Origin of the sequence: Traorella massiliensis (assembly GCF_900104665.1) — a bacterium.
In the GTDB taxonomy this organism is placed as follows: Bacteria; Bacillota_I; Bacilli_A; order Erysipelotrichales; family Erysipelotrichaceae; genus Traorella; species Traorella massiliensis.
In genome coordinates, this window is sequence record NZ_LT629969.1 from 69,898 (window position 1) to 96,199 (window position 26,302).

Annotated in this window: 14 protein-coding genes; 10 read left to right on the forward strand and 4 right to left on the reverse strand. The window is 35.2% G+C overall.

Going from position 1 to position 26,302, the window contains the following annotated elements:
- Nucleotides 1-67 precede the first annotated feature (67 nt).
- The 6 genes from BQ5367_RS07570 (at nt 68) to BQ5367_RS07595 (ending at nt 19,573) form a co-directional block, all read left to right on the forward strand.
- Entirely contained in the window at nt 68-6,427 is a 6,360-nt protein-coding gene (locus BQ5367_RS07570; RefSeq protein ID WP_071441931.1) for a discoidin domain-containing protein, read from the forward strand.
- A 179-nt stretch (nt 6,428-6,606) separates the two neighbouring features.
- Nucleotides 6,607-12,099: a discoidin domain-containing protein gene (locus tag BQ5367_RS07575; RefSeq protein WP_071441932.1), complete on the forward strand. Its 5,493-nt coding sequence runs from the start codon at nt 6,607-6,609 to the stop codon at nt 12,097-12,099.
- Nucleotides 12,100-12,123: 24 nt separating this feature from the next.
- On the forward strand, nt 12,124-17,679 hold the full coding sequence (locus BQ5367_RS07580; protein ID WP_071441933.1) for a beta-N-acetylglucosaminidase domain-containing protein: 5,556 nt from the start codon (nt 12,124-12,126) through the stop codon (nt 17,677-17,679).
- Nucleotides 17,680-17,764: 85 nt separating this feature from the next.
- Complete coding sequence (locus BQ5367_RS07585) at nt 17,765-18,085, forward strand: PadR family transcriptional regulator (RefSeq protein ID WP_071441934.1); 321 nt, start codon at nt 17,765-17,767, stop codon at nt 18,083-18,085.
- The gene (locus BQ5367_RS07590) at nt 18,078-18,713 is read left to right on the forward strand and encodes a DUF1700 domain-containing protein (RefSeq protein ID WP_071441935.1); all 636 of its coding nucleotides are present in this window, start codon (nt 18,078-18,080) and stop codon (nt 18,711-18,713) included. Before BQ5367_RS07585 ends, BQ5367_RS07590 begins: the two co-directional genes overlap by 8 nt.
- Nucleotides 18,710-19,573 carry a DUF4097 family beta strand repeat-containing protein gene (locus BQ5367_RS07595; RefSeq protein ID WP_071441936.1) on the forward strand — a complete coding sequence of 288 codons (864 nt, stop codon included), beginning with the start codon at nt 18,710-18,712 and terminating at the stop codon, nt 19,571-19,573. Before BQ5367_RS07590 ends, BQ5367_RS07595 begins: the two co-directional genes overlap by 4 nt.
- Before the next feature lie 19 nt (nt 19,574-19,592).
- On the opposite strand, the gene BQ5367_RS07600 is transcribed toward BQ5367_RS07595, so the two are convergent.
- The 3 genes from BQ5367_RS07600 to BQ5367_RS07615 form a co-directional block, all read right to left on the reverse strand.
- Nucleotides 19,593-21,089: a carboxypeptidase M32 gene (locus tag BQ5367_RS07600; RefSeq protein ID WP_071441937.1), complete on the reverse strand. Its 1,497-nt coding sequence runs from the start codon at nt 21,087-21,089 to the stop codon at nt 19,593-19,595.
- Between the two features lie 891 nt (nt 21,090-21,980).
- Nucleotides 21,981-22,466 (reverse strand): hypothetical protein, encoded by a 486-nt coding sequence (locus tag BQ5367_RS07610; protein WP_071441939.1) that lies wholly within the window; start codon nt 22,464-22,466, stop codon nt 21,981-21,983.
- A 262-nt stretch (nt 22,467-22,728) separates the two neighbouring features.
- A complete protein-coding gene (locus BQ5367_RS07615) occupies nt 22,729-23,349 on the reverse strand; it encodes a TetR/AcrR family transcriptional regulator (protein WP_071441940.1) in 621 nt (206 codons plus the stop codon).
- Between the two features lie 133 nt (nt 23,350-23,482).
- Here BQ5367_RS07615 and BQ5367_RS07620 point away from each other — a divergent pair, with 133 nt between their 5' ends.
- The 4 genes from BQ5367_RS07620 (at nt 23,483) to BQ5367_RS07635 (ending at nt 25,807) form a co-directional block, all read left to right on the forward strand.
- Nucleotides 23,483-23,773: a hypothetical protein gene (locus tag BQ5367_RS07620; RefSeq protein WP_143052369.1), complete on the forward strand. Its 291-nt coding sequence runs from the start codon at nt 23,483-23,485 to the stop codon at nt 23,771-23,773.
- Nucleotides 23,774-23,856: 83 nt separating this feature from the next.
- Nucleotides 23,857-24,315 carry a phosphatidylglycerophosphatase A family protein gene (locus BQ5367_RS07625; RefSeq protein ID WP_071441942.1) on the forward strand — a complete coding sequence of 153 codons (459 nt, stop codon included), beginning with the start codon at nt 23,857-23,859 and terminating at the stop codon, nt 24,313-24,315.
- A gap of 11 nt (nt 24,316-24,326) precedes the next feature.
- Nucleotides 24,327-25,094, forward strand: a complete 768-nt coding sequence (locus BQ5367_RS07630) for an AAC(3) family N-acetyltransferase (RefSeq protein WP_071441943.1) — start codon at nt 24,327-24,329, stop codon at nt 25,092-25,094.
- Between the two features lie 80 nt (nt 25,095-25,174).
- A complete protein-coding gene (locus BQ5367_RS07635; protein ID WP_071441944.1) occupies nt 25,175-25,807 on the forward strand; it encodes a hypothetical protein in 633 nt (210 codons plus the stop codon).
- A gap of 22 nt (nt 25,808-25,829) precedes the next feature.
- Here BQ5367_RS07635 and BQ5367_RS07640 read toward each other — a convergent pair whose 3' ends face one another.
- Nucleotides 25,830-26,270 carry a GAF domain-containing protein gene (locus BQ5367_RS07640; RefSeq protein WP_071441945.1) on the reverse strand — a complete coding sequence of 147 codons (441 nt, stop codon included), beginning with the start codon at nt 26,268-26,270 and terminating at the stop codon, nt 25,830-25,832.
- Between the last annotated feature and the right edge of the window lie 32 nt (nt 26,271-26,302).

The following is a 26,302-nucleotide window of genomic DNA, read 5'->3' on the forward strand; positions in this document are numbered from 1 at the left end:
CCACAAAGGAGGGATCTGAAACAAAAAAAAGTACAATTGAATAGAGGAACAAATGAAAGGAGAAGGTATGAAAAAGTTTAAACAAATTTCTAGCATGCTGCTTGCATCTGCAATGATGCTATCAACAATTTCTGCTTATGTTGCTACTCCTGTAAAGGCAGCCTTTACTGGATCACTTACTACTGTTGATTCAGCAACTGCTAATGGTAATGTAGTTGAAATTAGTTTTAATGATGGTGCAGTGAAGGGCAGAATCACATTTCTGGAAGATAATATTTTCCGTTACAATGTAGATCCAAGCGGCGAATTTGGAGAATATGCTGATGTTCGTGGCGGTTATCCTGATACGGCAAAAATTCAGGCTCAGCCAGATGATTCAGATAGATATTCTCATCCAACAGCTACCGTGAATGAGGCTGATGGAATTATTAGGATTACTAATGGTACAACGACCATTCTATTTGATAAAGACACTGCGCTGATGACTGTAAAATATGGCGATAAAACAGTCATGGAAGAGAGTGCGGCCCTTGCTTTAAGTGCGTCATCAACGGTTCAGACATTGGTGCAGCATGATGCAAGTGAGTCAAATAGCAATCTTGATGAGCAGTATTTTGGAGGCGGAACACAGAATGGACGCTTTGTACATACTGGTGAAAGCATTAATATCGCAAATGAAAGCAAATGGGTAGATGGTGGTGTTTCATCTCCAAATCCATTCTATTATACGACAAATGGATATGGTGTTCTTAGAAATACTTACCGTGACGGTGTTTATGATTTTGGCAGTACATTGGATGGTACAGTAACGGCAACTCATAACGAAAATGAATTTGATGCTTATTATTTTGTATCTGGTGAAGAAAGCGTTAGTGATGTAACTCAGGAATTATTACAAGGTTATTTCAAGGTTACAGGAAATCCAGTATTGTTACCTGAATACGGATTCTATTTAGGACATTTAAATGCTTATAACCGTGATGCATGGTCATCTACTGAAGATATTGGTACAAATTGGACGATTAAAGGTAATGAGTCTTACCAAAGTCAAGGCACAACAACTTATGAAGCCGGAGGAACCGGTTTTGAAATCAGTGCAGGACAGCAATCAGAATCATTAAATGGTTATGGTCCTACAGTAGCAACTGACAATATACCCGAAGGAGTAACCTATCCTGAAGAGTTTAGCGCAAGAGCTGTTTTAGATGAATATCTGGAATATGATATGCCGTTTGGCTTCTTCGTGCCAAATGACGGATATGGCACCGGATACGGCAGGAATGGCTATAATGTGACAGGTGGAGTCGATGAGAAGCAATATGTAGAAGCTTTAAACGCAAATTTAAAAAATTTGGAAGATTTTGCAGATTATGCGGCAAAAAAAGGTGTCGCAACCGGTTTGTGGACACAGAGTGCTCTGACCCCGGAATCAAATCCAAAAGAAAAATGGCATCTGCTTCGTGATTTTGAAGGTGAAGTTGCAGCAGGTGTTACTACTCTAAAAACTGACGTTGCATGGGTAGGAAGGGGTTATTCATTCCAGTTAAGTGGTGTTAAACAGGCTTATGACATCATGACAACTATGACAGAAGATGATGAAGGAAATGCAGTAGAAACAAGTCGTCCAAACATCATTTCATTGGATGGCTGGGCTGGTTCACAGAGATATAACTCTGTATGGACAGGAGACCAGACAGCTGGTAATTGGGAGTATATCCGTTTCCATATTCCAACATTTATCGGACAATCATTAAGTGGTAATCCAAATATTGGTTCTGACATGGATGGTATTTGGGGAGGAGATCCGATCATTGCAACTCGTGATTATCAGTGGAAGAGCTTTGCGCCACAGATGTTAGATATGGATGGCTGGGGTTCATATGCAAAAGGTCCTTATGTTCATGGTGATCCTTATACTGGTATAAGTCGTATGTATCTGAAATTAAAAGCTCAGATGATGCCTTATATTTATACAAATGCATATGCAGCAGCTAATCTTGAAACAGGCAATGATGATACAGGACTTCCTATGATTCGTGCTATGTTCCTAGAATATACAGATGAAGCATTAGCATATGAAAAAACGCTGTCACAGTATCAGTATATGTGGGGAGAAAGCTTATTAGTTGCTCCTGTTTATCAGGATACTCAGGCTGATAATATGGGTAATGATGTACGTAATGGTATTTATTTACCAGGTGGAGAAGATCAGATTTGGATCGACTACTTCACAGGTGAACAATATCGTGGCGGACAGATTTTAACAAACTTCGATGCTCCATTGTGGAAAATCCCATTGTTTGTCAAAAATGGTGCTATTATCCCTATGTATGAAGAACATAATACGGTTAGTGGAACGTCAGATGATGGTTCAGTTCTTGATAAGAGCATTCGTTTGGTAGAATTCTGGCCAGCTGGAACAACTGATTTCAGCGTAATTGAAGATGATGGATCTTATATTAAAAATGAATTAGATACTTCAGATTCAGAATATGGTGCAATTGACAATGTTTCTTATGGTGAACATGTAACAACAAAATATACTTCTGTAGTAGAAGGCACAACAGCTACTTTAACAGCTGAAAAGTCTACAGGAGAATATACTGGCTATGATTCAAATAAAGATACGACATTTATTGTACATGTATCTAAAGCACCTGAATCAATTCAGGTATTTAACGGAACTACTCAATTAGAAGCAAAACAAGTATCTTCTAAAGCTGAATTTGATGCAGCTGGTGAAAATGAAACTGTCTGGTTCTATGATGCAAATCCTGCAATTGAAACTTACGCATCTGAATCTGAAACAAATCTTGCAGAAATGGTAAAAGATATTGAAGTATCACCAAAATTATATGTGAAATTTGCAGTTACAGATACTCAGGCTAATGAACAGAAGCTTGTAATCAATGGATTTGCAAATGAAGGTGATTTAGAATCAACAGACTTAAATGAAAAACTTGAAGTACCAGCTTTAACAGAAAATGAAGAATTAAAGACACCTAGCAGTATTACATTGACTTGGAATGCTGTAGATGGTGCTGCTTCTTATCAGATTTTAGCTGATGGAACAATTGATGATAATGGTAATGTATTAAGTGGTGCTGTTTATTCTATTTCGGAAGGAACGACATTTACACATGCTGATCTAGAATATAAATCAAATCATACATATCGCGTTCGTGCTGTGAATGTGGATGGACATTCTGCATGGAGCACTGAATTGCAAACAGCAAGTGCAGAAGATCCATTCATGTATACTCCAACACCAGAAAAAGTTGAATGGACAGGTAATATTTATGGTGGACATACTGCTGATAGAGCATTTGACCAAATTTTCCAGAATGGTGATGAAGGTTTCCATTCAGATGGAAATGCAATAGGACAGACATTAACCGTTGACTATGGTGTTGCTTATGAATTAGATAAAATCGAATATTATCCACGTAATGATGCTGGTAATGGTACAGTTACTCAGATGAAAGTGGAAACAAGCTTAGACGGTGTGAACTGGGTTGATCAGGGAACTCATAATTGGAGTTTGGACAGCACAACCAAGCTAATTGATTTGAAAGACCCTAACACAGGAGCTGCTTCGATCGGTGCACGTTATATTCGTTTTACTCCGTTAGCATCATTAGGCGATTTCTTCTCTGCAAGTGAAATTAAAGTATATACAGTTGAAAATGGAACAGGATATGCAGCGAGTGCATTCCGTGTAGGAAATATCTCATCTGTAGGAACAAGCGAACCTACATTAGCTACATTCCAGCAGATGTTCCAAAAAGAATCTTCCGCTCATGGTTCTTATAAGAATGATAACTGGGTAGGTGAAGTTCAGAATCTATTTGGTGATATTAACTTTAATGGTATAGCTGATGTTTGGGATTATGCGTTCACAGCATTCTATGTAAATGGTGGAACGACGAAGACTGGAAGTGTATTGGGTGATATCATGTTATTGCCAAGTGCAACAACAGTTTCTGCTGGTGATACATTTACAATTGATGTAACAGCACTTGATATTGCTAATCTGAATGCTTATGGTTCAATTATTAATTATGATCCAAGCAAATTGGAATATGTAGGTGTTGAATACGTAGGTACTGGTGGTATGTACACTCAAGGTATGACTGGAAACATTAACAATGAAGATGGAACAGCTTATATTAATCACAATGCAATCAACATGGGTGATCAGCCATTAGTAAGTGGTTCAAAAGTTTTAGCTACCATTACAATGAGAGCAACTACGGATGTTGATTTGAGTGATGCATCTATCGTTGATCTTTCTACAGTTACTTTGATAGGTCCTGACTTTAGCGTTAAGGAAAGTAAAGTTGTATCGGATGTTACTTTACCTGGCATAGATCAAGGTGGAAAACTTGTAGCTCATGATGATATTATTGATGCAGTTGCACAATCAACAGGTCCTACAGGTGATGGTAATGATATTTGGGCAAGTCTAGATGGTAATACATCTACTTATACGAATAGTAACTATAGTGGTAATGGAAGCCAAACAGGTGTAGAGTTGGCACATCCACAGGTGTATACATTTACACTGAAAGATACAATGCCAATTAACAAAGTAGGTGTCCAGGCAAGAAGTGCAGGAGCAGGACATTTGAGTCAACTTAATAGCTATGTTGTATTTGTAAGCTTAGATGGCACAGAATGGACGCAAGTTGCAACACAAACTGTTACTGATGGAAATATGACTTACGTTGAATTTGATGCAGCACAAGCGAAGTATGTTAAGTTAGAACTAACTGCAGGTGAAAATGTAAATTGTGTATCAACAAGTGAGGTTGAACTATATCGTGCAGCCGATTCAACTCCTACAGGAATTGAACCAACGGATGATTCAGCTACATCGGTATATGTTGGATATGTCGGTGATATAGATGCAATCATTCTTCCAGAAGGATATCCAAATCAGTATTTCACAGTAACAAGCAGTAAGCCTGAAGTTGCATCTATCATTACTTTAGCGGATGAGAATGGTGATCCAATTTACAAGGTATTAGGTGTTAGTGCTGGGGAAACAGAAATTACTCTGACTTCTGCTGCCGATAGTACTGTGACTAAAACTTATACATTAACTGTAATAGCTGGTGTAGATAAGTCTGATTTAATTGATGCAATCAATAAGACGATGGGCGCTCCTGAATCTATTTATACGGAGGATTCATATGCTGCTTATAAGAGTGCATATGAAAAAGCAGTAGAAGTAAAAGATGATCAAGAGGCTACTCGTGCAGATGTAGAAAGTGCGACAGCAGAATTGCTTGCAGCTTACGATGCATTAGAAATTGTTCCTGTTGATTCTTCATTAGAATTAGATGCCGATACAGTTGTTTCAAGTGCAAGTGGAGATTACAGTGAAAGCAATACGGCAGATCGTATGTTTGATAACGATTTATTAACATATTGGGAATCTCCTTATGGAGGAAGCAATGCTAATCTTCCAAAAGATGTTGTAATAGAGCTGAATGATACTTATGTATTAGAACAGATTAGCTTCATTTCTCATACGCTTCAAAATGGTGGTGTGACTGATTACACGATTTCAGTAAGCGAAGATGGAAGTGAATGGACGCAAGTAACTAGCGGAACAGTGGATGCAAATGAATACAAGAGAGGCAACAATGTTCGTGTAGATGCACGTTTTGTACCTGTAAAAGCAAGCTACATTAAATTCACTGTTAATGGTGCAGTTGGTCGAATTCCTTCTGAAGATAATATGTATGGTAGAATTGCAGAGATGATCATCTATGGTTCTACTGATGTCAATAAAACAGCGTTGAGCGCTTTATATGATGCTAATGTAAATAAGGTAAGTGACGATTTCACTCCAGCTAGCTGGACTGTTTTCCAGAATGCATTAACTAGTGCGAAACAAGTGTTAGATGACAACATGACAACTCAGGAAGCAGTCGATAATGCTTATGAGGCATTAGATGCTGCTGTGAAGGGATTAGCCCTGAAAGCTGATTTCTCAGCACTTGATGAAGCTATCAAGAATGCAGAATCAATTAATACATCTGCTTATACACCAGAAAGTGTTCTTGCTTTAGATAAAGCACTTGAAGATGCAAGATTAGTGCTAGCAAATGAAAATGCTACTCAAGATGAAGTAGATGTTGCAGTGAAAGCACTAGAAGAAGCAATTAGTGGTTTGCGTGAAACAACAGATCCTGAAACACCAACAGATCCAAGTGATCCAACAACACCGACGGATCCTGAAACGCCAACCGATCCTGATACACCAGTGGATCCTGAAAAACCAGCAGATGAAACACCAGCAGACCCTGAAACTCCAACAACGAGTGATAATAGTATGTTAGGTGTCTATGCAGGTTTATTGGCAGTGAGTGTTTTAGCTCTGTTCGTATTCTTAAGAAGAAAAAAAGAAGCAAATTAAAAAATGATAATATCTTATTGTTATGAGGTGCATTTAATTTAGATAATGCATATCAGACATCATAGATAAAATAGCAGAAGGGACTGTTACATTCAAAAAGTAATCGTATTCTCTTTGAATAACAGCCCCTTTCTTAAAAAAGTTCTTTTACGGCAGTATATAAGAACAAAGGAGCAAATATGAAATTTAAAAAGATAATAAATGAAATACTTTGCTTGGCTATGGCTATTACGATGTTTTCATCGGGTGTAGTGAAAGTACAGGCAAATGATACCCCTAAAAATACAAATTTAACTCAATTAGAAGGTGTGAGTGCTACAGTATCTGATATTGAAAATGGTACTAATTTTGATGCCAATATGGCAATTGATGGCAATACTGCATCAAACTCCAGATGGTCAACCAATTATGGAAAAGATACTGATCAATGGTTATTAATTAATTTGGGCAAACAACAAACATTCAACACTTTTGTTATCTTTAATAATGATAGAGAAGGTGGAAAGCAATTAATCAAAGAATTTAAAATTGAAGGTAGTAATGAAGCCAATGGTACATATTCAGAAATATATCATGGTGAAGCAAAAGACGAAGGATATCCGCTTGACTATACTGTAACTCTTAATCAGGCTGTAACTTATCAGTATGTAAAGATGACAGTTGTAAGTTTGGTCGATACTGCTCCATATCCAGCAGTATCATTGCGAGAATTTGAAATTTATAATGTTGAAGGTGAATCAACAACACCTGTAAATACAAATCTGGCACTAAAAAAACCAGTTGAAACGAATTTATATAATGTTAATGATACTGCTTATCTTACTGATGGTAAAACAGAAACACGTATGACAAGTAGTACTAGTGACATTAAACCAACAAAAGAAAATCCTTTTTGGGCATATGTTGATTTAGGTGCTGTTTATGATATGAATTATTTCTCGGTTTTATGGGAGAGTGATTCAAATTATGCAAAAGATTTCAATATTTATACGACAACAGAAGAAACGATTAATGACGATACACAATGGACACTGGTAAAAGAGGTAGCTAATAATACTGCTGGAAAAACGTCTGTAATTGAATTAGAAAAAGAAGTTCAAGGACGTTATGTTAAATTAGAAGTAACAGCAGTAAATGGATATCCGAATGTATCTGCCTGTGAATTTGAAGTTATGTTAAAAGATGATTCTCAACAGATTCCTCAAGATCCGGAAGATAATGTTGCTTTAAATAAAACAGGTTATTCAAGTAGTAATGAAGCTGAAGGCCTGAACGCAAATAAAGCATTTGATGGTGATACTTCTACTCGTGATTCTCGCTGGTCTAGTAAGGTGGGCAATGCGCCTCACTGGGTTTTTGTAGATTTAGGTGAAACAAAAGATGTTAAGACAATACGTATTTATTGGGAAACTAGAAAAGCAACTGAATATAGAATCCAAGTAGCTGATACTGTGACAGATACCACTACAGGTGAAGGTAACTGGAAAGATGTTGCTACTTTAACTGAGCGCCCAAGTTCTACGACAGATACCATTACATTAACAAATGTTGAAAAAGCACGCTATGTTCGTTTATATATTGATAATTTCACATCCGAAGATCCTGATGGTTCAGTCATCTGGAATTCTATTTCAATTTATGAAATGGAAGTATATGGTGGAACACCTGCTATATCGATGGGTGATATCGGTAATATGATCAAGGTGGAAACGCCAACGAAAGATAGTGAAAAATTAAATGTAACACTTCCTAATGTAGAAGGATACACTGTTACTTATAATGGTACGGATCTTGAACAGGTAATTGATAAAAATCTTACGATCTATACGCCAGTTGTTGATAAAACAGTGAAAGTTTCATTTAAGATCGTGAATAATAAAACTGAAGAGTATCAATTTAAAGAAATAGAAGTTACTGTACCAGGGCAGTATTCAGTGGCTGTGAATGATAATGCTGCTCCTGAAGTTTTACCAGAACTTCAGGAATGGAAGGGAAATGAAGGCAGTTTCACAGTAACTGATGGCAGTAAGATCGTTTACGCAGATGATGATTTAAAATCAGCAGCTGATGAAATGAAAGCTGATTATGAAGATCTAACAGGAAAAACGATTGAAGTTGTTAAGGGAACAAAAACAGATGTCAAAGCCGGTGATTTCTTCTTTGAAAAAACAACAGATGTAAGTCTTGGTTTGATGGATGAAGGCTATTTGATGGAAATTGATGATTTCATCACTGTTACTTCTGAAACACAGACGGGTGCGTATTGGGCAACTAGAACACTTCTTCAAGCTTTGAAACAGAGTAATTATGTAAGTATTCCTAAGGGAATTACTCGTGATTATCCGTTATATGAAGTGCGTGGATTCATTTTAGATGTTGGACGTAAGACATTTACGATGGATTATCTTGAACAGTTAGTAAAACAGATGTCCTGGTATAAGATGAATGACTTCCAGGTACATTTGAATGATAACCTGATTGGACTGGAAAACAAAGAGGATCCAATGAGTGCTTATTCGGCTTTTCGTTTAGAAAATGATACTGTAAAAGCAGGTGGAAAACTAATAGATGCGAATGGTAATGTTGTTACGGTAAACGGTAACGAACAAGTTTATCAGCAGGATCTAACAAGTACGGATCTATGGTATACAAAGGAAGAATTTAAAAACTTTATTCAGGAATCACGTGAATTAGGTGTTAATATCGTTCCGGAAATTGATACTCCGGCACATTCCTTAGCTTTTACAAAAGTATTACCAGATCTGCGTTATGGAACTAGCGGACGTCAAAATGACCATTTGGATTTAGTGGATTCATATGAACAGTGTTTGACTTTTGTTCAGACAATTTTTAATGAATATTTAAGTGGTACAGATCCAGTATTTGATAGTGAAACGATCGTTCATATTGGTGCGGATGAATATAATGCTTCTTCTGAAGCTTATCGTAAATTCGTAAATGATATGATCGAATATGTTCGAGATACAAATGAGAGAAAAGTACGTGTATGGGGAAGCTTTACAGCAGCATCTAAGGGTGAAGTGATTGACACTGTAGCAGATGATGGTACAAGAGTACAGATCAACCTTTGGAATTTTGGTTATGCCAATATGGATGAGATGTATGAAAACGGATTTGATCTGATCAACTGTAATGATGGTAATTACTATATCGTTCCTAATGGAGGATATTATTATGATTATTTAAGTGATGGTACGATGTATAATTTAGATATCAACAGTATTGGCGGAGTAACGATTCCTGCAGGTGATAAGCAAATGGTCGGTGGCGCATTTGCGGTATGGAATGATATGACAGATTATCTGGATAATGGTATCAGTGAATGGGATGTTTATGATCGTATTAATAATTTACCATTATTTGCCGCTAAATTATGGGGCAAAGAAGAATTGAATCTTAATGATGCCAATGCTCGTGCAGATGAACTAGGCGATGCTCCTCGCACAAACTTTAATTATGAAGTAGATAGTGAAACAGATGAATACATGAATTTACCGATGGATGAGCTGAAAGATACTTCTGCAAACGAATTTAAAGTTAGTGAAGGTGAAAATGCTTCTATCGTTGAAGCTGATGGAAAGGATGCTTTAGAACTGAAAGGCTCTACAAGTTATATTACAACTGGTCTTGAAACAGCAGGGTTCGGTAATAGTTTACGTGTTAAAGTGAAGAGAACTTCTACAAGTACTGAAGAACAGATTCTATTTGAAAGCCCTTATGGAAGTATTAAGGCGGTTCAGAAAGAAACTGGAAAAGTAGGATTCTCAAGAGAGAGATTTGATTATTCTTTCAATTATACTTTACCATTGAATGAATGGGTTGAACTTGAATTCAAAAACGTGAAGAATAGAATTTCACTTTATGTAAATGGTGAACTGGTAGATACGATTGGTGATGGTGAAAAAGTTGAAGGTCGTCCGTTACTGGCAACAATGATGTTCCCTATGGCTACGATAGGAAGTAAGACAAACGCATTTATTGGTTATGTTGATGATGTTCGTATTGGTAAAGATACTACATTTACAAGTACGATGTCACTTGATTATGCATTGTGGAACGCATCTGCGATATTAAATGATGATAATCGCGATCTTTTAGAACCATTAATCAAAGAAGGTAAAGCATTGTTAACACAATATGCTCCAGAAGAGAACGAAATTACAAGATTATCTAATGAGATAAATAAGATTGTTGAAGCACAGGATTTTGAAAAAGCTGATTATACAAGAGTTGACATATATAAGTCTTTAGTAGAAGATCTTTCGGCATTTACAGAGGAAAGTGCTAAAGCAGTAACAAGGATTTTAGATAGTATCCGTTATAGTTTACCTGTTGAACTTCAAGATACGGTTGATGGTTATGAGTATGATCTATTGAAAGCTATGGAAGGACTAGAAACAAAACCTTTGACAAACCTCTATTATGTAGATCAGTCAACCATGACGGCTACTGCTTCTAGTTATCAGCAGGATGGATCAAAACCAAGTAATGTTTTAGATGGCAATCCATCAACAATGTGGCATACAGATTGGAATATTACTTCAATGCCTCATTGGATTGATCTTGAATTGAGCGAACCTACAGAAATTAATGGTTTAGTTTATACACCACGCCAATCAGGCACAAATGGTAATGCAACAAAATATGAAATTCAAGTTTTTGTTGATGGAACATATAAGACAATTACAAGTGGAACGCTTAAGAATGATTCTACTGTTAAAACGATTGAGTTTGATCCTGTAACAACGACCCATATACGTCTTGTCTATCTTGAAGCAGCAAACAATAACGGTTCAGCAGCAGAGCTCCAGGTAGTTCGTGCAAATATTAATGCTGATATTGAAGGATTAAATACGGCAATTAAAGATGCTGAAGAATTATTAGCTACATTAGATAAGACAGATTTTACTGAAGCAACTTGGACAGATGTTCAAAACTTACTTGCAGATGCGAAAGCATTAGTTTCTTCTTCAACACCTGATGCTAATGAGGTTGCTCAGATGATTTATGACATTTCTAAGAGAGTTACTCAACTTCGCTTAGAAGGAAATTTAACTGAGTTGAACGCTGCCATCGATAAGGCAGAGTCACTTAAAGAAAGTGACTATACAGCTACAAGCTGGGCATTTATGCAAGAAAAATTAGCTGCTGCCAAAGAAGTGGCAAAAAATAATAATGCACTACAGTCAACAATTGATCTTGCTGCTGCTGAACTAAATGATGCGATTGATAGATTGGTGAAAGTTGATAAAACAGAATTGCAGAATAAATTAAACGAAGCAAAAGCTATCAACACAAGCGAATACACAAAAGAAAGTGTAGCAGTTCTTGATAAAGCAATGGCAGAAGCAGAAAAAGTATTGACAAATGCAAATGCAACACAGGAAGAAGTGGATGCAGCTGTAAAAGCGTTAGAAGATGCAATTAGCGGATTGCAAAAACCAGCGGATCCTGATACACCGACAGATCCAGAAAAGCCAACCGATCCAGATACACCGGCAGATCCTGAAAAACCAACAGATGAAACACCAGAAGAGCCTGAAACTCCAACAACGAGTGATAATAATATGATGGTTATTTATGCAGGATTGTTGCTTTTAAGTGCAATGGTAATGGTTGTATTATTCAAAAAAAGAAGACAAGAGCATTAATGATTAAATTCAAAGGAGAAGAAAATGAGGATAATTTGTGAAAAAGTTTTGAAATCTTTATTGGCGTTTGTTCTTGCATTTAGCACATTGTCAATGATTCAACCATCGGCAGTTACAAATGTAGAAGCAGCCAATATAGAATATGAAATTTATCCGACACCACATTCTATGGTTTATCAAGAAGGAGAATATGTTATCCGGCCTGAAGTAAATGTTGTTTATGAAGAAGGAATTGATGATGTAACAAAAAATAGAATGGCAGAAGTGTTAGCGATTAAAGATAAGCATGTTACAGTAAGCAATGAAATTGTAAAAGGAAAAACCAATATTCTTGTAGGTACTTATCAGTCAAATGGATATGTAGACCAGTATGTACAGAATCATTATGATTACAATGATGACTTATTTAGTCATTATGGTTCTTATTTGTTGGCTTCAAATAATGATGAAATCGTTATTTTAGGTCTTGATACAGATGCAGCTTTCTATGGTATAACATCTTTAAAGCATATCTTTAATCAAATGGATGGGTCAACGATTAGAAACTTTGAAATGAATGATTATGCAGATGTTAATATTCGTGGCTTTATTGAAGGGTACTATGGTATTCCATGGTCAAATGAAGATCGTATGGCATTGATGGAGTTTGGCGGCGACTTTAAGATGACTTCTTATATTTTTGCGCCAAAGGATGATCCATATCATAAAGGAAAATGGCGTGAGCTATATCCTGAAGATGAAATCAATGCAATTAAAGAAATGGTTAAGGTAGGAAATGAATCAAAATGTCGATTCGTTTGGACAGCTCATCCTTTTATGGGTGGCTTTGATGCTAGTAAAGCTGATGAAGAAATTCAGAGCCTTTTAAGAAAATTTGATCAGCTTTATGATGCAGGTGTTCGACAGTTTGGCGTTCTTGGAGATGATGTAGGAACACTTGATCGTGAAATCGTCATTAAGATGATGAATGCTGTATCTGAATGGGCCAAAGAAAAAGGTGATGTTTATGATACAGTTTTCTGTCCGGCAGGATACAATCATTCATGGCAAGGAAATTATTCTGAATTAAATGATTATGATGCCGGGTTCCCGGATGATGTTCAGATCTTCTGGACAGGTGAGGCAGTTTGCCAGCCCGTTGAACAGAAAACTTTGGATCATTTCAGAGATTACAATGCAAATAATGGGGAAAGACGTGCACCTTTATTTTGGCTGAACTGGCCTGTGAATGATATCAATCATGGACGCTTGCTAATGGGAAAAGCAAGTCTTTTACATACAGATATTCATATCGAAGATATTGCCGGTTTAGTTACAAATCCAATGCAGGAATCAGAGGCTTCAAAAGTTGCCATTTTTGCAGTAGCTGATTATTCTTGGAATGTAAAAGGATTTGATGTTGATAAAAGCTGGGAAGATTCTTTTGAATATATCGAACCAGATGCTGCGGAAGAACTGCATACACTTGCGAAACATATGTCAAATCCACAGCCAAATGGTCATGGTCTCGTATTAGAAGAATCAAAAGAACTTCAGCCATTGATTGATCTATTTAAACAGGCTCTGCAAGGAAATGGCTCAGTTGAAGAAACGGGTAATCAATTAATTTTAGAAATGAATATCATCATTGATGCTTGTGAAAATTTCCATATTAAGAGTAAAAATGCAAATCTTAAGGAAGAGTTATTGCCATTTACCCAATCATTGAAAGACTTATGTATTTCAATTCGTTCCTTTGTAGAAGCTAAGATTGCTTTGGATTCAAATGATTTATATACAGCATTTAATTGCTATACGGATGGAACAGCTTATTTGAACCAGTCAAAGACATATACGAAAAATAAGGTAGATGGCAGCTTACAAGTTGTGAGCCCGGGATCCACTCATTTGATTCCCCTTGCGACTACACTTCAGGAAACATTAGCGGATCCTATCAATGATTATGTTTCCGGAGAAGATAATAATCTAGTAATCACAGCTGAATCAAGTTTTAATACTTTCTATTCGGGTGCTGTTGAAAATATTATCGATGGTAAAGATAATACACATGCATGGCATGATGGTTATGAAGCTGCCGGTCAGTACTATCAAGTAAATTTTAGTGTTCCAGCAACAATTTATGGGGTCAATATTTTAAATGGCGCAAGCCAAAGCGGTAAAGAAAAAGATACTTTTGGTTATGCAAAGTTAAAGTATAAGACTTCTGATTCTGATGAATGGAAAGATTTAGATGGTGGAAAAGAGTATGGTGAATATGCTGAAACGGTAAATGTCAGTGGTATTGAGATTGAAGATGTAGTGGCTGTTCGATATGAATGTACAAGAACAGGAAGCGGCAATAAATGGCCTTCTATGCGTGAATTTGAAGTGCTTCTGGAACCGGCAGGCGCAACATTCACAAAAGAAGTGATTCGTACACAGGATCGCTGGGCAGTTTATGATGGTGATGAAGCCTATCTTATTGATGGTAATTTATCTAGTGGAGTTCATTATTCTGTAAGGTGGGGTTCTGGTGATAATCGTGATACAGCTATGCCAGGCGATTTTATCGGCGTTAAGTTATCACAGCCGATCGTCTTAGGAAAAATTGATATCCTGCAGGGTATGGATGATACTACGAATGATTATTTTAAAAATGTTACATTGCAGTGGTCATTAACTGGTAATGACAATGACTGGCATGATATTCAATCGTATACCAATACACGTCATATTCAGATTGATCTTTCTGATCAGAATATTACGGCTCAATATGTCCGTGTTGTAAATAATGCTATTCAGAAGAACTGGATCGGTATGCGTGAATTTGATGTACAATCGAAAGTCTATTTTAATTCAAAAGCTTATACCAATGTAGAGGCATATCGCAATGTTGGGGTAAATGTATTGACAGATCATGCTTATCTTGATCCTCAGAGTAATATTACTTTGAATCAAGATGAATATATCGGAATCAAGCTGGATCGTGTTCATGAAGTGACTACGATTCAGAAAGTATTGGAAAATGCTGATAATATAACTGTAGAAACATCTTTAAATGGTTATGAATGGACCGTTTATGATGAAAATAACGGAAATATCAATGCACGTTATATTCGATTGATCAATCATACAAATGCACCGGTGACTTTTAGTATTCATGAGCTTCGTGTAAATACACTTGAGTTTTATGAAAAGTCTTTATCGTTAGAATTGACGAAGAACTTTACATTGGATAGTACCACTCCAGCAGGTAATTTATTTGATGGTGATCGTACGACACAGGTTAATTTCATGTATAATCAGACTCAAGGAAATCAGTTTGTTTATGATTTGGGAAGAACGATTCATATTGATACGTTAAAGGTTGTCTGCAGAGATAGTGAAATTGATTATCCTCGTCATGCGAAAGTATCTGTTTCGATGGATGGAAAAGAATGGACAGATATCATGTTTATCGGAAATCAGGAAGGCCCAAATGAAGGTGAGGCTACGAATGAAGATGATATCAATGATGTATTGCCATTACATGAGACCTCTTATAACGCAAAAGAAGTGACTGATGTCAATATGGATGCACGCTATTTAAAGGTTGAGATTACACGTACTAAAGCCGGATCAAATAAATGGCTGCGTTTCCAGGAAATTGAAATTAATAATGGTGAGTATGTACCAAGTGTCAATGATCCTACATTTAGCGGTTGTAATGATACCAAAAATGGACAATTTGCCTACATGACTGATAATAATCTTGCTACTTCGTTTATTCCGGATAGTAAGAGTGGAATTTTGAATTATACTGTATCTGATAATCATGATATGAATCGAATCAAGATTATTCAGAATGCAAATGCAATTTCAAATGCAACTGTTTATGCACGTGTATTAACAAATGAATCAGAAAGCAAGTGGTTGACACTGGGAACACTGGCACAAACTGTAAATGAATTTATCTTGCCTGAAAATACGGTTTTACTAGATATTAAATTAGAATGGGAAAATACAGATGTAAGTATTTCTGAAATGATCCTGTCAAAGAGTGAGTTTGTTGCAGTAAATAAAGAAGAATTAGAAAAACTTCTACATACGCCTGCAGATACTACATTATGGACAAAGGAAACAGCTGATCAATATGCGGATGTACTGAATACAGCAGAAGCAGTATATACAAGTGAATATGCTGCTCAGGAAAGTATTGACTCTGTAGTTCTTTCAATCAAGAATATCTTAAATGCTCCTGAATTGAAGGGAGATATTACTCAGCTTCAGAATATTGCCGATCAGGCATTAACAGATAGTGAAAATTATACTGTTCGTTCTTGGCGTTTATATGCAAATGTATTAAGTACTATCCAAAATGCTTTAACTGATCCTGAAAATGTATCCGTAAGTGATGTAGAAAAGCTAATTGCTGATTATACTTCGGCAAAAGAGGCATTAGTTTTCAATCCATCTGCTTTGGAAGAGGCAATTCTAATGTCGGAGTCTGAAAGAGAATTTATTGATTCTGTTGAGGTTCCTGAAAATACTTATACGAGTGAATCCTGGAATGCTTATCTGGCCATGAAAAAAGCTATGGATGATTTGATCAAGGAAAATGATACAAGTGCGATTCATCCAAATGAATTTAAAAAGGTATTAGAAGATGTAAGAACTGCTAAAGAGAATTTAGTGAATATTTCAGAATTAGTAGAAGCTATCCGTGTCTTTGAAGAAGTAAATAAAGAACTTTATACAGAAGCCTCTTATAATGCTTATAAAAAGGTGGTTGATGATGCCAGAACTCTGTTAGTGGATGGCAGCAAAGAGTCTGTAGCAAGCGCACTTACATCTATTGAAAGTGCAAGAAAACAGCTGGTTATCAAAGATGAGGCATCTTTAGAAACATTGAATGCACTGATTACTCAGCTGGAAAGCTGTGCAGAAAAAGATTATACTTCTGAAAGTTATGCGCAAATGAAATTAACTTTAAATGAAATGAAATCATTAGACTTGAATAATTTATCTTCTGAACAGTTAAAAGAAGCTATCGCTAAATTAGAGTTGGCTCAAAGACAGCTTGTTTCAGTAAAGATTTTAAATCAGTGGCTGGAAAGAGCGAATAGTTTTGATCAGATGTTATACACAACATCAAGCTACAAACAGTTACTTGACAGTGTAGAAAAGGCAAAAGAAGTTCTTGTAAATGGAACCTCTGAAACGGTATCTCAATCAATTTCTTCTCTTGAAGAAGCTATTCAGAATTTAGCTGTTAAAGTAAAAGATGAGGATGCAAAAACATATATTGAACAGCTTATTCTTGAAGATGCATCTAACTATACTGAAGAAAGCTATCAGGCATATAAAGATGCATATGATGCTTTAATAGCATTATCAAAAGATTTGGATGATGTTTCTGTTGAAGAGTTTAATCAGGCTAAAGCAGCATTTGAAAATGCATATAAAGGTTTAGTTGAAAAAACAACAGAATCAGATAAGCCAAATCCAGAAACACCATCAACAAATGATAATTCGATGAGGGGAGTATATCTTGGGTTACTGGGTGCAAGTGCAATTGCATTATTGGTCATACTGAGAAAAAAATTAAAGGAATGTTTCTAAAATAGATAAAAGGAGGTTATAGTCCTCCTTTTATTGACATATAATATTATATAATATATAATATTATTGAAAGGAAAGTATAAACATGTCATTTCAAGTAGGATCAACTATATTAGACGCATGTGTATTAAGCGTATTGAGAAAAAAAGATACATATGGGTATCAGTTAAATCAGGAAATCAAAGAAAAACTTGGCGTAAGTGAATCAACGCTTTACCCTGTACTTAGACGCTTGCAAAAAGAAGGACTGCTGACCACCTATGATGAAGCGGTCATGGGACGTAATCGCCGCTATTATCGCCTTACAGAAAAGGGAAAAGAACAGAGTACTATTTATTATAAAGAATGGAAAGAGTTTTCAGGGAAGATAGAAGAAATATTGAAAGGAGAGGATGATCATGAATAAACAAGAATATATAGAAATCATAAAAAGACGACTAGCTGTTCTTCCTCAAGAAGAAATTGATGAAGCGGTTCTCTATGTGAGTGAATATTTTGAAGATGCTGGCAATGATGAAAAAGCAGTTCAAGCCTTAGGAAATCCGAATGAATTCGCTGATCGTATCAAAGATGAATATATCATCGGTATCCGAGAAAATCCAAAAGAATACCAGCGCTATCAAAATAATTATGAAACTATAAAAGCGAATCATGCATTTATGATGATGCTGATGATGGTAACTAGCATCTTTTTATCAATATTAGCTTATACCTTATTAAATGAATTTGCCTTCTTTTTCGTTGTAGTAATTCTTTTCAGTTCAATTGTGTTCAGTTATTCTAAAAATATCATGGTCTTACCTTTAGCTATTTTTAGCGTTTTAATTATTTGCAGCAGCTGGGTCTTTATTTCTTTTAACACTACTTTAAGTTCTTCAATGAGTCTAGCTGACGGTTTATATTTAATTGGTGGAATGCTGATCAGTATAGGTGTTTTTGGCTTATCCATTTATGGATGGAAAAATGAATATAAAAAAATAATGAAAGAAAATCAGTTTTTAAAAAATTTATATAAGAAAAGGGATGTTTTATGAAAAAAATATGTTTACGTATGTTTATAGGCAGTATTATTTTAGGATGTTGTCTGATGGCTACTGCTTATATAGTAAGTGGAAAAGGTTTGATAATTCAGGTTTATGGTCAAAATTATAGCTTGTCAGAAATCTCCCGAAATTGGTTAGATGCATCTTTTCATAAAAGTGAATCAGAAATAATAAGTGAATCAGAAATAAAAGAAAGTGAAAAAACAGATTGCTATGTAGATGAAATAGATTTTGAAAAGATTCATGGTGTAATTGTAAATGCACAGGGAGCGTATTTTGAAATTAGAGAATCAGAAGATGGTCAATATCATATGAAAGTTCAATATACATCTTATGATTCTTATGAATATTATATAGATGAAAATGACATGTTTCATCTTGAAACAACATCAGATGAAGAAAGAAGGCCAGATATCACTCAATTTATTATAGTAGTTGAAATTCCAAAAGAAAGTATTCTTGAAAACAATACAATAATCGGTAACAAACAAATAATGCTTAATGGTAATTTTATGATTGAAAATAGCCATATAAAAACTTCAGGTCATATCATGCTGAGTTCATGTAAAATAAAAAATACAACTTTTTATGCAAAAAATGAAGGCATTTGGAGCAATATGATACATCTTGATGGGAAAAATGAAATGAGCAGTGTGCATGGTGATATTTATGCAGGTATCGTACATGAAGAAAAAGAAATCAATCTGAATGCAAGTACTGATGTTGGTTTTGTTTCTGTAAATAATGATCCAAGGACATCTTCTTATGTCAATGAAACTAACAGCATGCATGATTTATCTATTCATACAGATTACGGTAATATTAAAATACAAACAAATGTAAACAAATAAAAAGCACAATTTGTGCTTTTTATATTCCATAAATATTAGAAAACTTATCAATCAGATAATCAATATAAACATTTGGATCAAAAGGCTCATGACATACTTTTTCAATAATTTCATCAGCTTTATATAAAGCACCATATTGATGAATATGTTCTCTTAGCCAATCCTCAATCAGTGAAAAATGATTGCTTGCCAATGCTACATCTACATCAAGATCTTTCTGCATTGCCTTAAAAAATTGAGCACCAAAAGCACTTCCTAAAGCATATGTAGGGAAATAACCAAAGCTGCCATCAGACCAATGAATATCCTGAAGAATACCTTCACTGGCATCTTGAGGACGAATACCCAGATAGTCTTCATACTTGTCAGCCCATATTTGATCTAGATGATCAATATCAATGTTACCATTGATCATTTCTTTTTCAAGCTCATAACGTACAAGGATATGTAAAGGATAGGTAAGTTCATCCGCTTCTGTGCGAATAAGTGAAGGCTGTACAACATTGATCATTTCCATAAAGTCATCAAAAGCAATATTTTTTAATTGCTCAGGGAAGATTTCTTTAACTTTAGAAAAATTATTGACCCAAAATGATTTACGTTTTCCAATATAATTTTCAAGAAAACGGCTTTGTGATTCATGCATGCCACTAGTCATGCTGCCACTAACATAGAGACCTTCCAGCTTCTCATCTACATGCATCATATACAAAGCATGTCCATACTCATGAATGATCGTAAAGATTGAACTGACTAATGAATTTTCAATGTATTTATTTGTAATACGTACATCATGTAAAGAAAAACTGCAAGTGAATGGATGGGCACTTAATCCCATATAACATTCTTTAGGATTAAAGTTCATATAATCCTTTAATATATCCATGACTTTTTCTTGTCCTTCAATTTCAAAAGTCTGATGTAAAGGATGATCATCGATTTTCTTTCCTTCTTTTTCTAATTTTTTAATAAAAGGAACAAGTCTTTCTTTGATACAAGCAAAAAAATTATCGTACTTCTCAATGGTCATACCTGTTTCATAATCGTCTAACATCGCATCATATAATGTCTTATCATAACCATAGTAGTCATATGCTTTCTTACGCATTTCAACTAATTCTTTAAGGACATCTTTGAAAAGAGAATAATCTTTTTCTTTTTTTGCCTTTTTCCACGCTATTTCACCTTTTGCAGATAACTCCTGCATATAAATATAAAAGTCACGTGGTAATTTACTGATACGATGGAGATCCTTGAGAACCTGACGTATTTCCTCATTCATTACATCACCTAAATCAAGCTTAGACATTTCTTCTAACTTTTCAATGTTTTCAGGTGCTGTCTGATAGTCATAAGCTTCACCACCTAATAAAGACATCATCTTAATCCGGTAATCATTTCCATTTTCAGGTGCGATAGTTGACATATCAAAAAATATCGTTGTTTCCGCTAACTGATAAGCGTTACATTTATCACGATATTGTTTATAAAATGATAATGCTTCTTCCTTATTCATATAAATTTCACCTCTTCTTTATTTTAATTGAAAACGTTTTTACTTACAAGTAAACTTATGAGATAATATAGAAAAAGAGGGAAAAGTCAGTTGAATATATCTGAGAAGAATCATTTTTAATATCCTAATAACCTTGCTTATAATTTCACTGACTATTTAGTCTATAAAAAAAGGATTGTTTATAGCGGAATAATTTTTGGCTTAGATGTATCTGCTGATGTACGATAATCTTTGATTGCATGTTGAAAGCCGACAGTCCGAGAACGGGTTTAATATAAAAAGGCGATTTGAAATTCTTTGTTTCAAAATCGCCGAAAGGCTACTGTGGTTTATTTAAATACATGAAGGTAAACTGCCGAAACAACATTTCATATGCTGTTTTCATTGTTGGGTGATGAATACAATAATTTTCAGAAAAAATGTAAAGTTGATTTACTTTGTGTGGAAATATCACCACAAAGCAGTTTCTACATTAGGCTGCCAAAATACGGCTGGGTAATTCACGTCAGTTATGGAGATTCTCTGCAACCTTTTAGGAAAGATATTAATAGCAATCCGTTCTTTCACTTCAGAGGCAGGTACAGATGTGCTTTTTCAAAAATGAGAACCTCATTTTACTGATTCGCTATTTGTTTTTTCATAGTTTCTTTCATAGAAGTGAGTGTCAATTTCTTTTGTTTATCGTGCCTGTTTTATAATCTTCTTTATGTCGAACATTTTCCTTGCCCGGTGAAAGAGGATGCCATGCCGAAGATTTACTGTGGCGTGTAAATAGTTTATTAATCTGTCGCAGTATTGATTCTACGAAATGAAACCATAGATTACCAACAATAAACACAATCACAAGAAGCAGCAGGAACGTCCCGATTTCTGCGATAGGCATTTTTTTACTCACTTTGTTGCAAAGTAGTTCATAAAGAAGTCGGTAAAAGCAGCTAATTCATCATCTTGTGATACATAAACAAATAACTTTTCATCTTCCAGCCAGTCATAGGCATTGATCCCAATGTATCCTTTTTTGTCCGGATAAATGATAAAAGCATCGGTAGGATATTTGTTCCGATATGCTTTCAAAATTTCAGAACGGCGATAATAGGTCGGATCGCCACAGCCGGAAAGATTGGGTACTGTGGGAACGACCACAATCGTCTGACTGGCTTCATTCCAGCCGACAATTAAATTTCCAATCTTTGTTTTGCTTCCGTGAACAAACCCATAGTTAAATCGACTCACATCTTCGGTATATCCGAAAATTAATCTGTAATTGTCCCCGTTCTCTACAACTTGATTAAAGAGAGCACGCATTTTCTTTGCGTTTGCATTGCTCTTCTCCATGTCAATTTCAGGGCCCTTAAATAATTTGCTAAAAATTCCCATATTTTTCCTCCTAAATGTTTGAATGTTTTTATATGAAGCTAAATGGGGCAGAAACCATAGCATCATAAATGAAATACTTTGAAAATAGCTATACCACTTTAGGACACATTTTCCAAAGTATAGGTAAAACAAATTGTTTTAGTTTCTATTACTTCAAAATAAATGCAAATTATTAAATTTGTTTTTATTTTGGCTAAAATGAAATCCGTCTGAATATAAGACCGAATCATAATATTCGAACGGACTTTTCTATGTCCATCAATCAGGGCGTAGACTCTGTTTTTAATTTTTCCAAGGCATCCACAATAGCGTTTATTTGGAAATCAACCGTTTCATCAGCAGCTTCGGGAACAAACAGGGGTAACGTATCAGGGATTGCCATGCGTACAACCATCGTTGTCAGACTCAAATTTGTAAATAAATTGATTCTTGCTTCGTCTGCCCTTATTCCGAAATTTTCTAAAATATCTCCAAATAGACGTAGCTGCTTTTGACGGAATATTTGATAGCTTTCCTTTGACAGACGCTTAAAAATAAGTTGCTGTTCTTCAATTGTTAAAACAGCGATACCGTTTTTCTCTCCGTAACAACAGGCATAGAGAAATTGCTTCACGGCATCACGCCAGCTCAAAGCAGGATCGGATAAGAGCTTCCGCACTTGTTCAATAATTTTAGGCTGTTGCAAGTAGAGTGTTTCAACGATCAGGTCTTCTTTCGTTGCAAAAAAAGAATAGAAGAAAGTTCGAGAAATGCCAACTTTTTTATATATTTGCTCCACAGTAGTATGCTGTATGCCTTGTTTTGCCATCAATTCAAGACCAACTGCAACAAGTTCCTTTCTAATGCGTTCTCTATCCTCCTCAGAATAAGCTACCTTTGGCATCACATCACCTCCCTTTGTAAAATAAAAACAAATCAAAGAAGTTGACTTTATTTTAACATAGCCGATAGAACAAAACAAGGGGCTGCACTTTAAGTCTGATGAGAATGATCCTTCTGAATACTATATGGCTGGATTGAATAAATTTTATAATCAAAAAGATGAAACCCGGTATCTGTATTGGGCAAATAAAAATGAATATGTGATATACGAAGTAAAAGATGGTAAATTAAGTAGAGGGGAAAAGAATCGTGTAGCGGATGATTATGAAATATCTGAAACTGTACAAACGAGTGATTTTGTAATTCTTCAGTTTGAAAATGAAAAGGCAGAACTTCATTTTTCAAATAAAGAACAATTTATCTTTAAAGTAGTAGATGAATCAATTTCTAAACAAGCTATCTTTTATTTGATGGAATTAGAATAAAAAGGGGTGGATTACTATTATTCCTGTACCCTACTTACAATTTAAGGTAAAAAGGCTTATAATATAAGAAAAGGAGGGATGAGATGAAAGAATTATGTGTCAGATTATTAAATGAAAGAGGCGTTGAGCTAAAAGATATTGCAGAGTGTGTTGTTTTTCTGCAGTCAAAATATTATCCACAATTAACCGTTGATATGGCGCTTGAAGGCGTTGAAGCGGTGCTAGAAAAAAGAGAAGTACAGAATGCAATTCTGACAGGGATATTTTTAGATAAAAGTGCTGAAGAGGGGAAGATGGAAGGTCCACTTTCAGAAATGCTTTTACAAGATGAAGGATTATATGGAATTGATGAAGTGTTAGCTTATGGTATCTGTAATTTATACGGTTCGATTGCATTGACAAATTATGGGTATATTGATAAGGTAAAACCTTTGATCATCAGTAAACTAAACTCTAAAGGAAAACAGTGTAATACCTTTTTAGATGATATTGTTGGAGCGATTGCCGCAAGTGCTGCAAGCCGTTTTGCTCATAACCGCTAGGAGGTGAAGGAATGGAAGAGATGCTAACAAAAGAAGATATTAAAGCCGCATTACAGAGAATCGGAGTAAAGAAGGGGATGCTTTTGTATGTATCTGCTTCCATGAAACCATTTCGTTATGTGGTTGGTGGTGCACAGAGCATCATTGAAGCTTTGATGGAGCTTGTGGGATATGATGGAACGATCGTAATGGCAGCGCCAACTCGGCATTTATGTGATCCAATAGAAATAAGAAAAGTTCCACGAGATCAGGTGGCAGAAGCCAGAAAAAATGCTTTGCCATTCAATAAAAAGTTGAGTGTTCCAAGTGGAGTGGGAGAAGTGCCAATTCAGTTTATGCGTAACGATGCTGTATTGAGAAGCAACCATCCGATGGTGTCTTTCTTGGCATGGGGCAAATATGCAAAGCTGATCATTGAGAAGCATCCATTACATTTTGGTATGAATCAGGATTCACCACTAGGGAAAATTAGAGAATATAATGGATATGTTGTGAATATCGGTGTGGATTATGATCGTTGTGAGATTTTCCATTTAGTACAGTATCAAACGATGAAATGTCCGATTCGTATCTATTCATGTCCAATAGAAAAAAGTGGAGCGACCAGCTGGATCCAATTACTTGATTTAGAACTGAGTAATGAAGGCTATAACGAAGTGGGCAAGCTTATGGAAGACAAACAAATCGTAAAGACAACCGATTTAGGTAAATCTTTCTGTCGTTTGTATTCCGCTAAATCAGCACAGGAATGTGCAAATGAATATTTTAATTCTATATAGATTTTCGTCATAAGGCGGAAATCTTTTTTTCTTGATCAATAAATTTTGTATAATATAGTATAAAGTATCTGGAGGAGAATATGTTTTTTAAAAAGAAGAAAAGTGAGTTATCTGAATTGTTTGAAAATGAATATTTTGTGATGCTTATACCGGTCTATGAGATATTGGATGGTGCTGATGAATATAAACTAATCTACCGTTACCCTAATATTTATCAAAATGCCCGATGCCATAAGGTTGCTGAGAGTTGTGAGTTTAATTGTGAATATCTAAATAAATGTATCAAAAAAGATCAACTTGTGATCATCGAGATGAAAGAGATAGGAAGTTTGATTTTTGGAAATTATCATACAAGTGAAGTTTTTAAAATTCTTCAAAAGCATTATTCAAAGGAAACAAGTTATGTTTTCTTAGCAATGAAAGATTTTGGATATTTTAAAAAATTGAAAGATGGTGTCATACTAAGAAAAATTGCGAGTTATGGTAAAGTTGATGGTGTGTGCAGTTGTCCTGAAACAAGGGGGATGCCATGTGAATATGAAATGGAAAATAAGATTTATAAAATTGATATGAAAGCCAGGATGTTAAAAGATATGTTGAAGTTTGATATTCATGATGTTTCTGATTTATTTGATTATTATGTAGGATGGATGAATATCAAAAATGAGAATATTTTAAATATTCGGATTTATGAATTAGAAAAGATGAATTAAAAAAAGTCAATCCTATGATTGACTAAAATAATTTACTTATATAAGCTGTGATCTCATTTAATATTTTTTCATCTTCTTCAGAAAAACGATTGAACGATGGAGAATCGATATCTAACACTGCAACGATCTCATCGTGTTTATAGATAGGTAATACAATTTCGCTATTTGAGGCACTGTCACAGGCAATATGTCCTTTGAACTGGTGGACATCATCAATACGTAATATCTTCCTTTCACTCACTGCACTGCCACATACACCTTTTCCTATAGGAATTCGGATACAGGCAACTTTTCCCTGGAAAGGTCCTAAAACAAGTTCTCCTTCTTTCATCAAATAGAAGCCTACCCAATTGATATCAGTAAGGTTTTCATTTAAACAGGCTGAAATATTGGAAAGATTGGCAATTAAGTCTTTTTCATTTTCAGTGATGGTTTTGATTTGTTCATAAATTAGATTTTTCATAAAGATATTATAAAAAAGTTGAAGGAGTTCTT

Excerpts from the sequence above, each read along its gene's own strand:
- BQ5367_RS07570 (WP_071441931.1), top strand. The coding sequence starts at position 68 with ATGAAAAAGTTTAAACAAATTTCTAGCATGCTGCTTGCATCTGCAATG.
- BQ5367_RS07575 (WP_071441932.1), top strand. The coding sequence starts at position 6,607 with ATGAAATTTAAAAAGATAATAAATGAAATACTTTGCTTGGCTATGGCT.
- BQ5367_RS07580 (WP_071441933.1), top strand. The coding sequence starts at position 12,124 with ATGAGGATAATTTGTGAAAAAGTTTTGAAATCTTTATTGGCGTTTGTT.
- BQ5367_RS07585 (WP_071441934.1), top strand. The coding sequence starts at position 17,765 with ATGTCATTTCAAGTAGGATCAACTATATTAGACGCATGTGTATTAAGC.
- BQ5367_RS07590 (WP_071441935.1), top strand. The coding sequence starts at position 18,078 with ATGAATAAACAAGAATATATAGAAATCATAAAAAGACGACTAGCTGTT.
- BQ5367_RS07595 (WP_071441936.1), top strand. The coding sequence starts at position 18,710 with ATGAAAAAAATATGTTTACGTATGTTTATAGGCAGTATTATTTTAGGA.
- BQ5367_RS07600 (WP_071441937.1), bottom strand. The coding sequence starts at position 21,089 with ATGAATAAGGAAGAAGCATTATCATTTTATAAACAATATCGTGATAAA.
- BQ5367_RS07610 (WP_071441939.1), bottom strand. The coding sequence starts at position 22,466 with ATGGGAATTTTTAGCAAATTATTTAAGGGCCCTGAAATTGACATGGAG.
- BQ5367_RS07615 (WP_071441940.1), bottom strand. The coding sequence starts at position 23,349 with ATGCCAAAGGTAGCTTATTCTGAGGAGGATAGAGAACGCATTAGAAAG.
- BQ5367_RS07625 (WP_071441942.1), top strand. The coding sequence starts at position 23,857 with ATGAAAGAATTATGTGTCAGATTATTAAATGAAAGAGGCGTTGAGCTA.
- BQ5367_RS07630 (WP_071441943.1), top strand. The coding sequence starts at position 24,327 with ATGGAAGAGATGCTAACAAAAGAAGATATTAAAGCCGCATTACAGAGA.
- BQ5367_RS07635 (WP_071441944.1), top strand. The coding sequence starts at position 25,175 with ATGTTTTTTAAAAAGAAGAAAAGTGAGTTATCTGAATTGTTTGAAAAT.
- BQ5367_RS07640 (WP_071441945.1), bottom strand. The coding sequence starts at position 26,270 with ATGAAAAATCTAATTTATGAACAAATCAAAACCATCACTGAAAATGAA.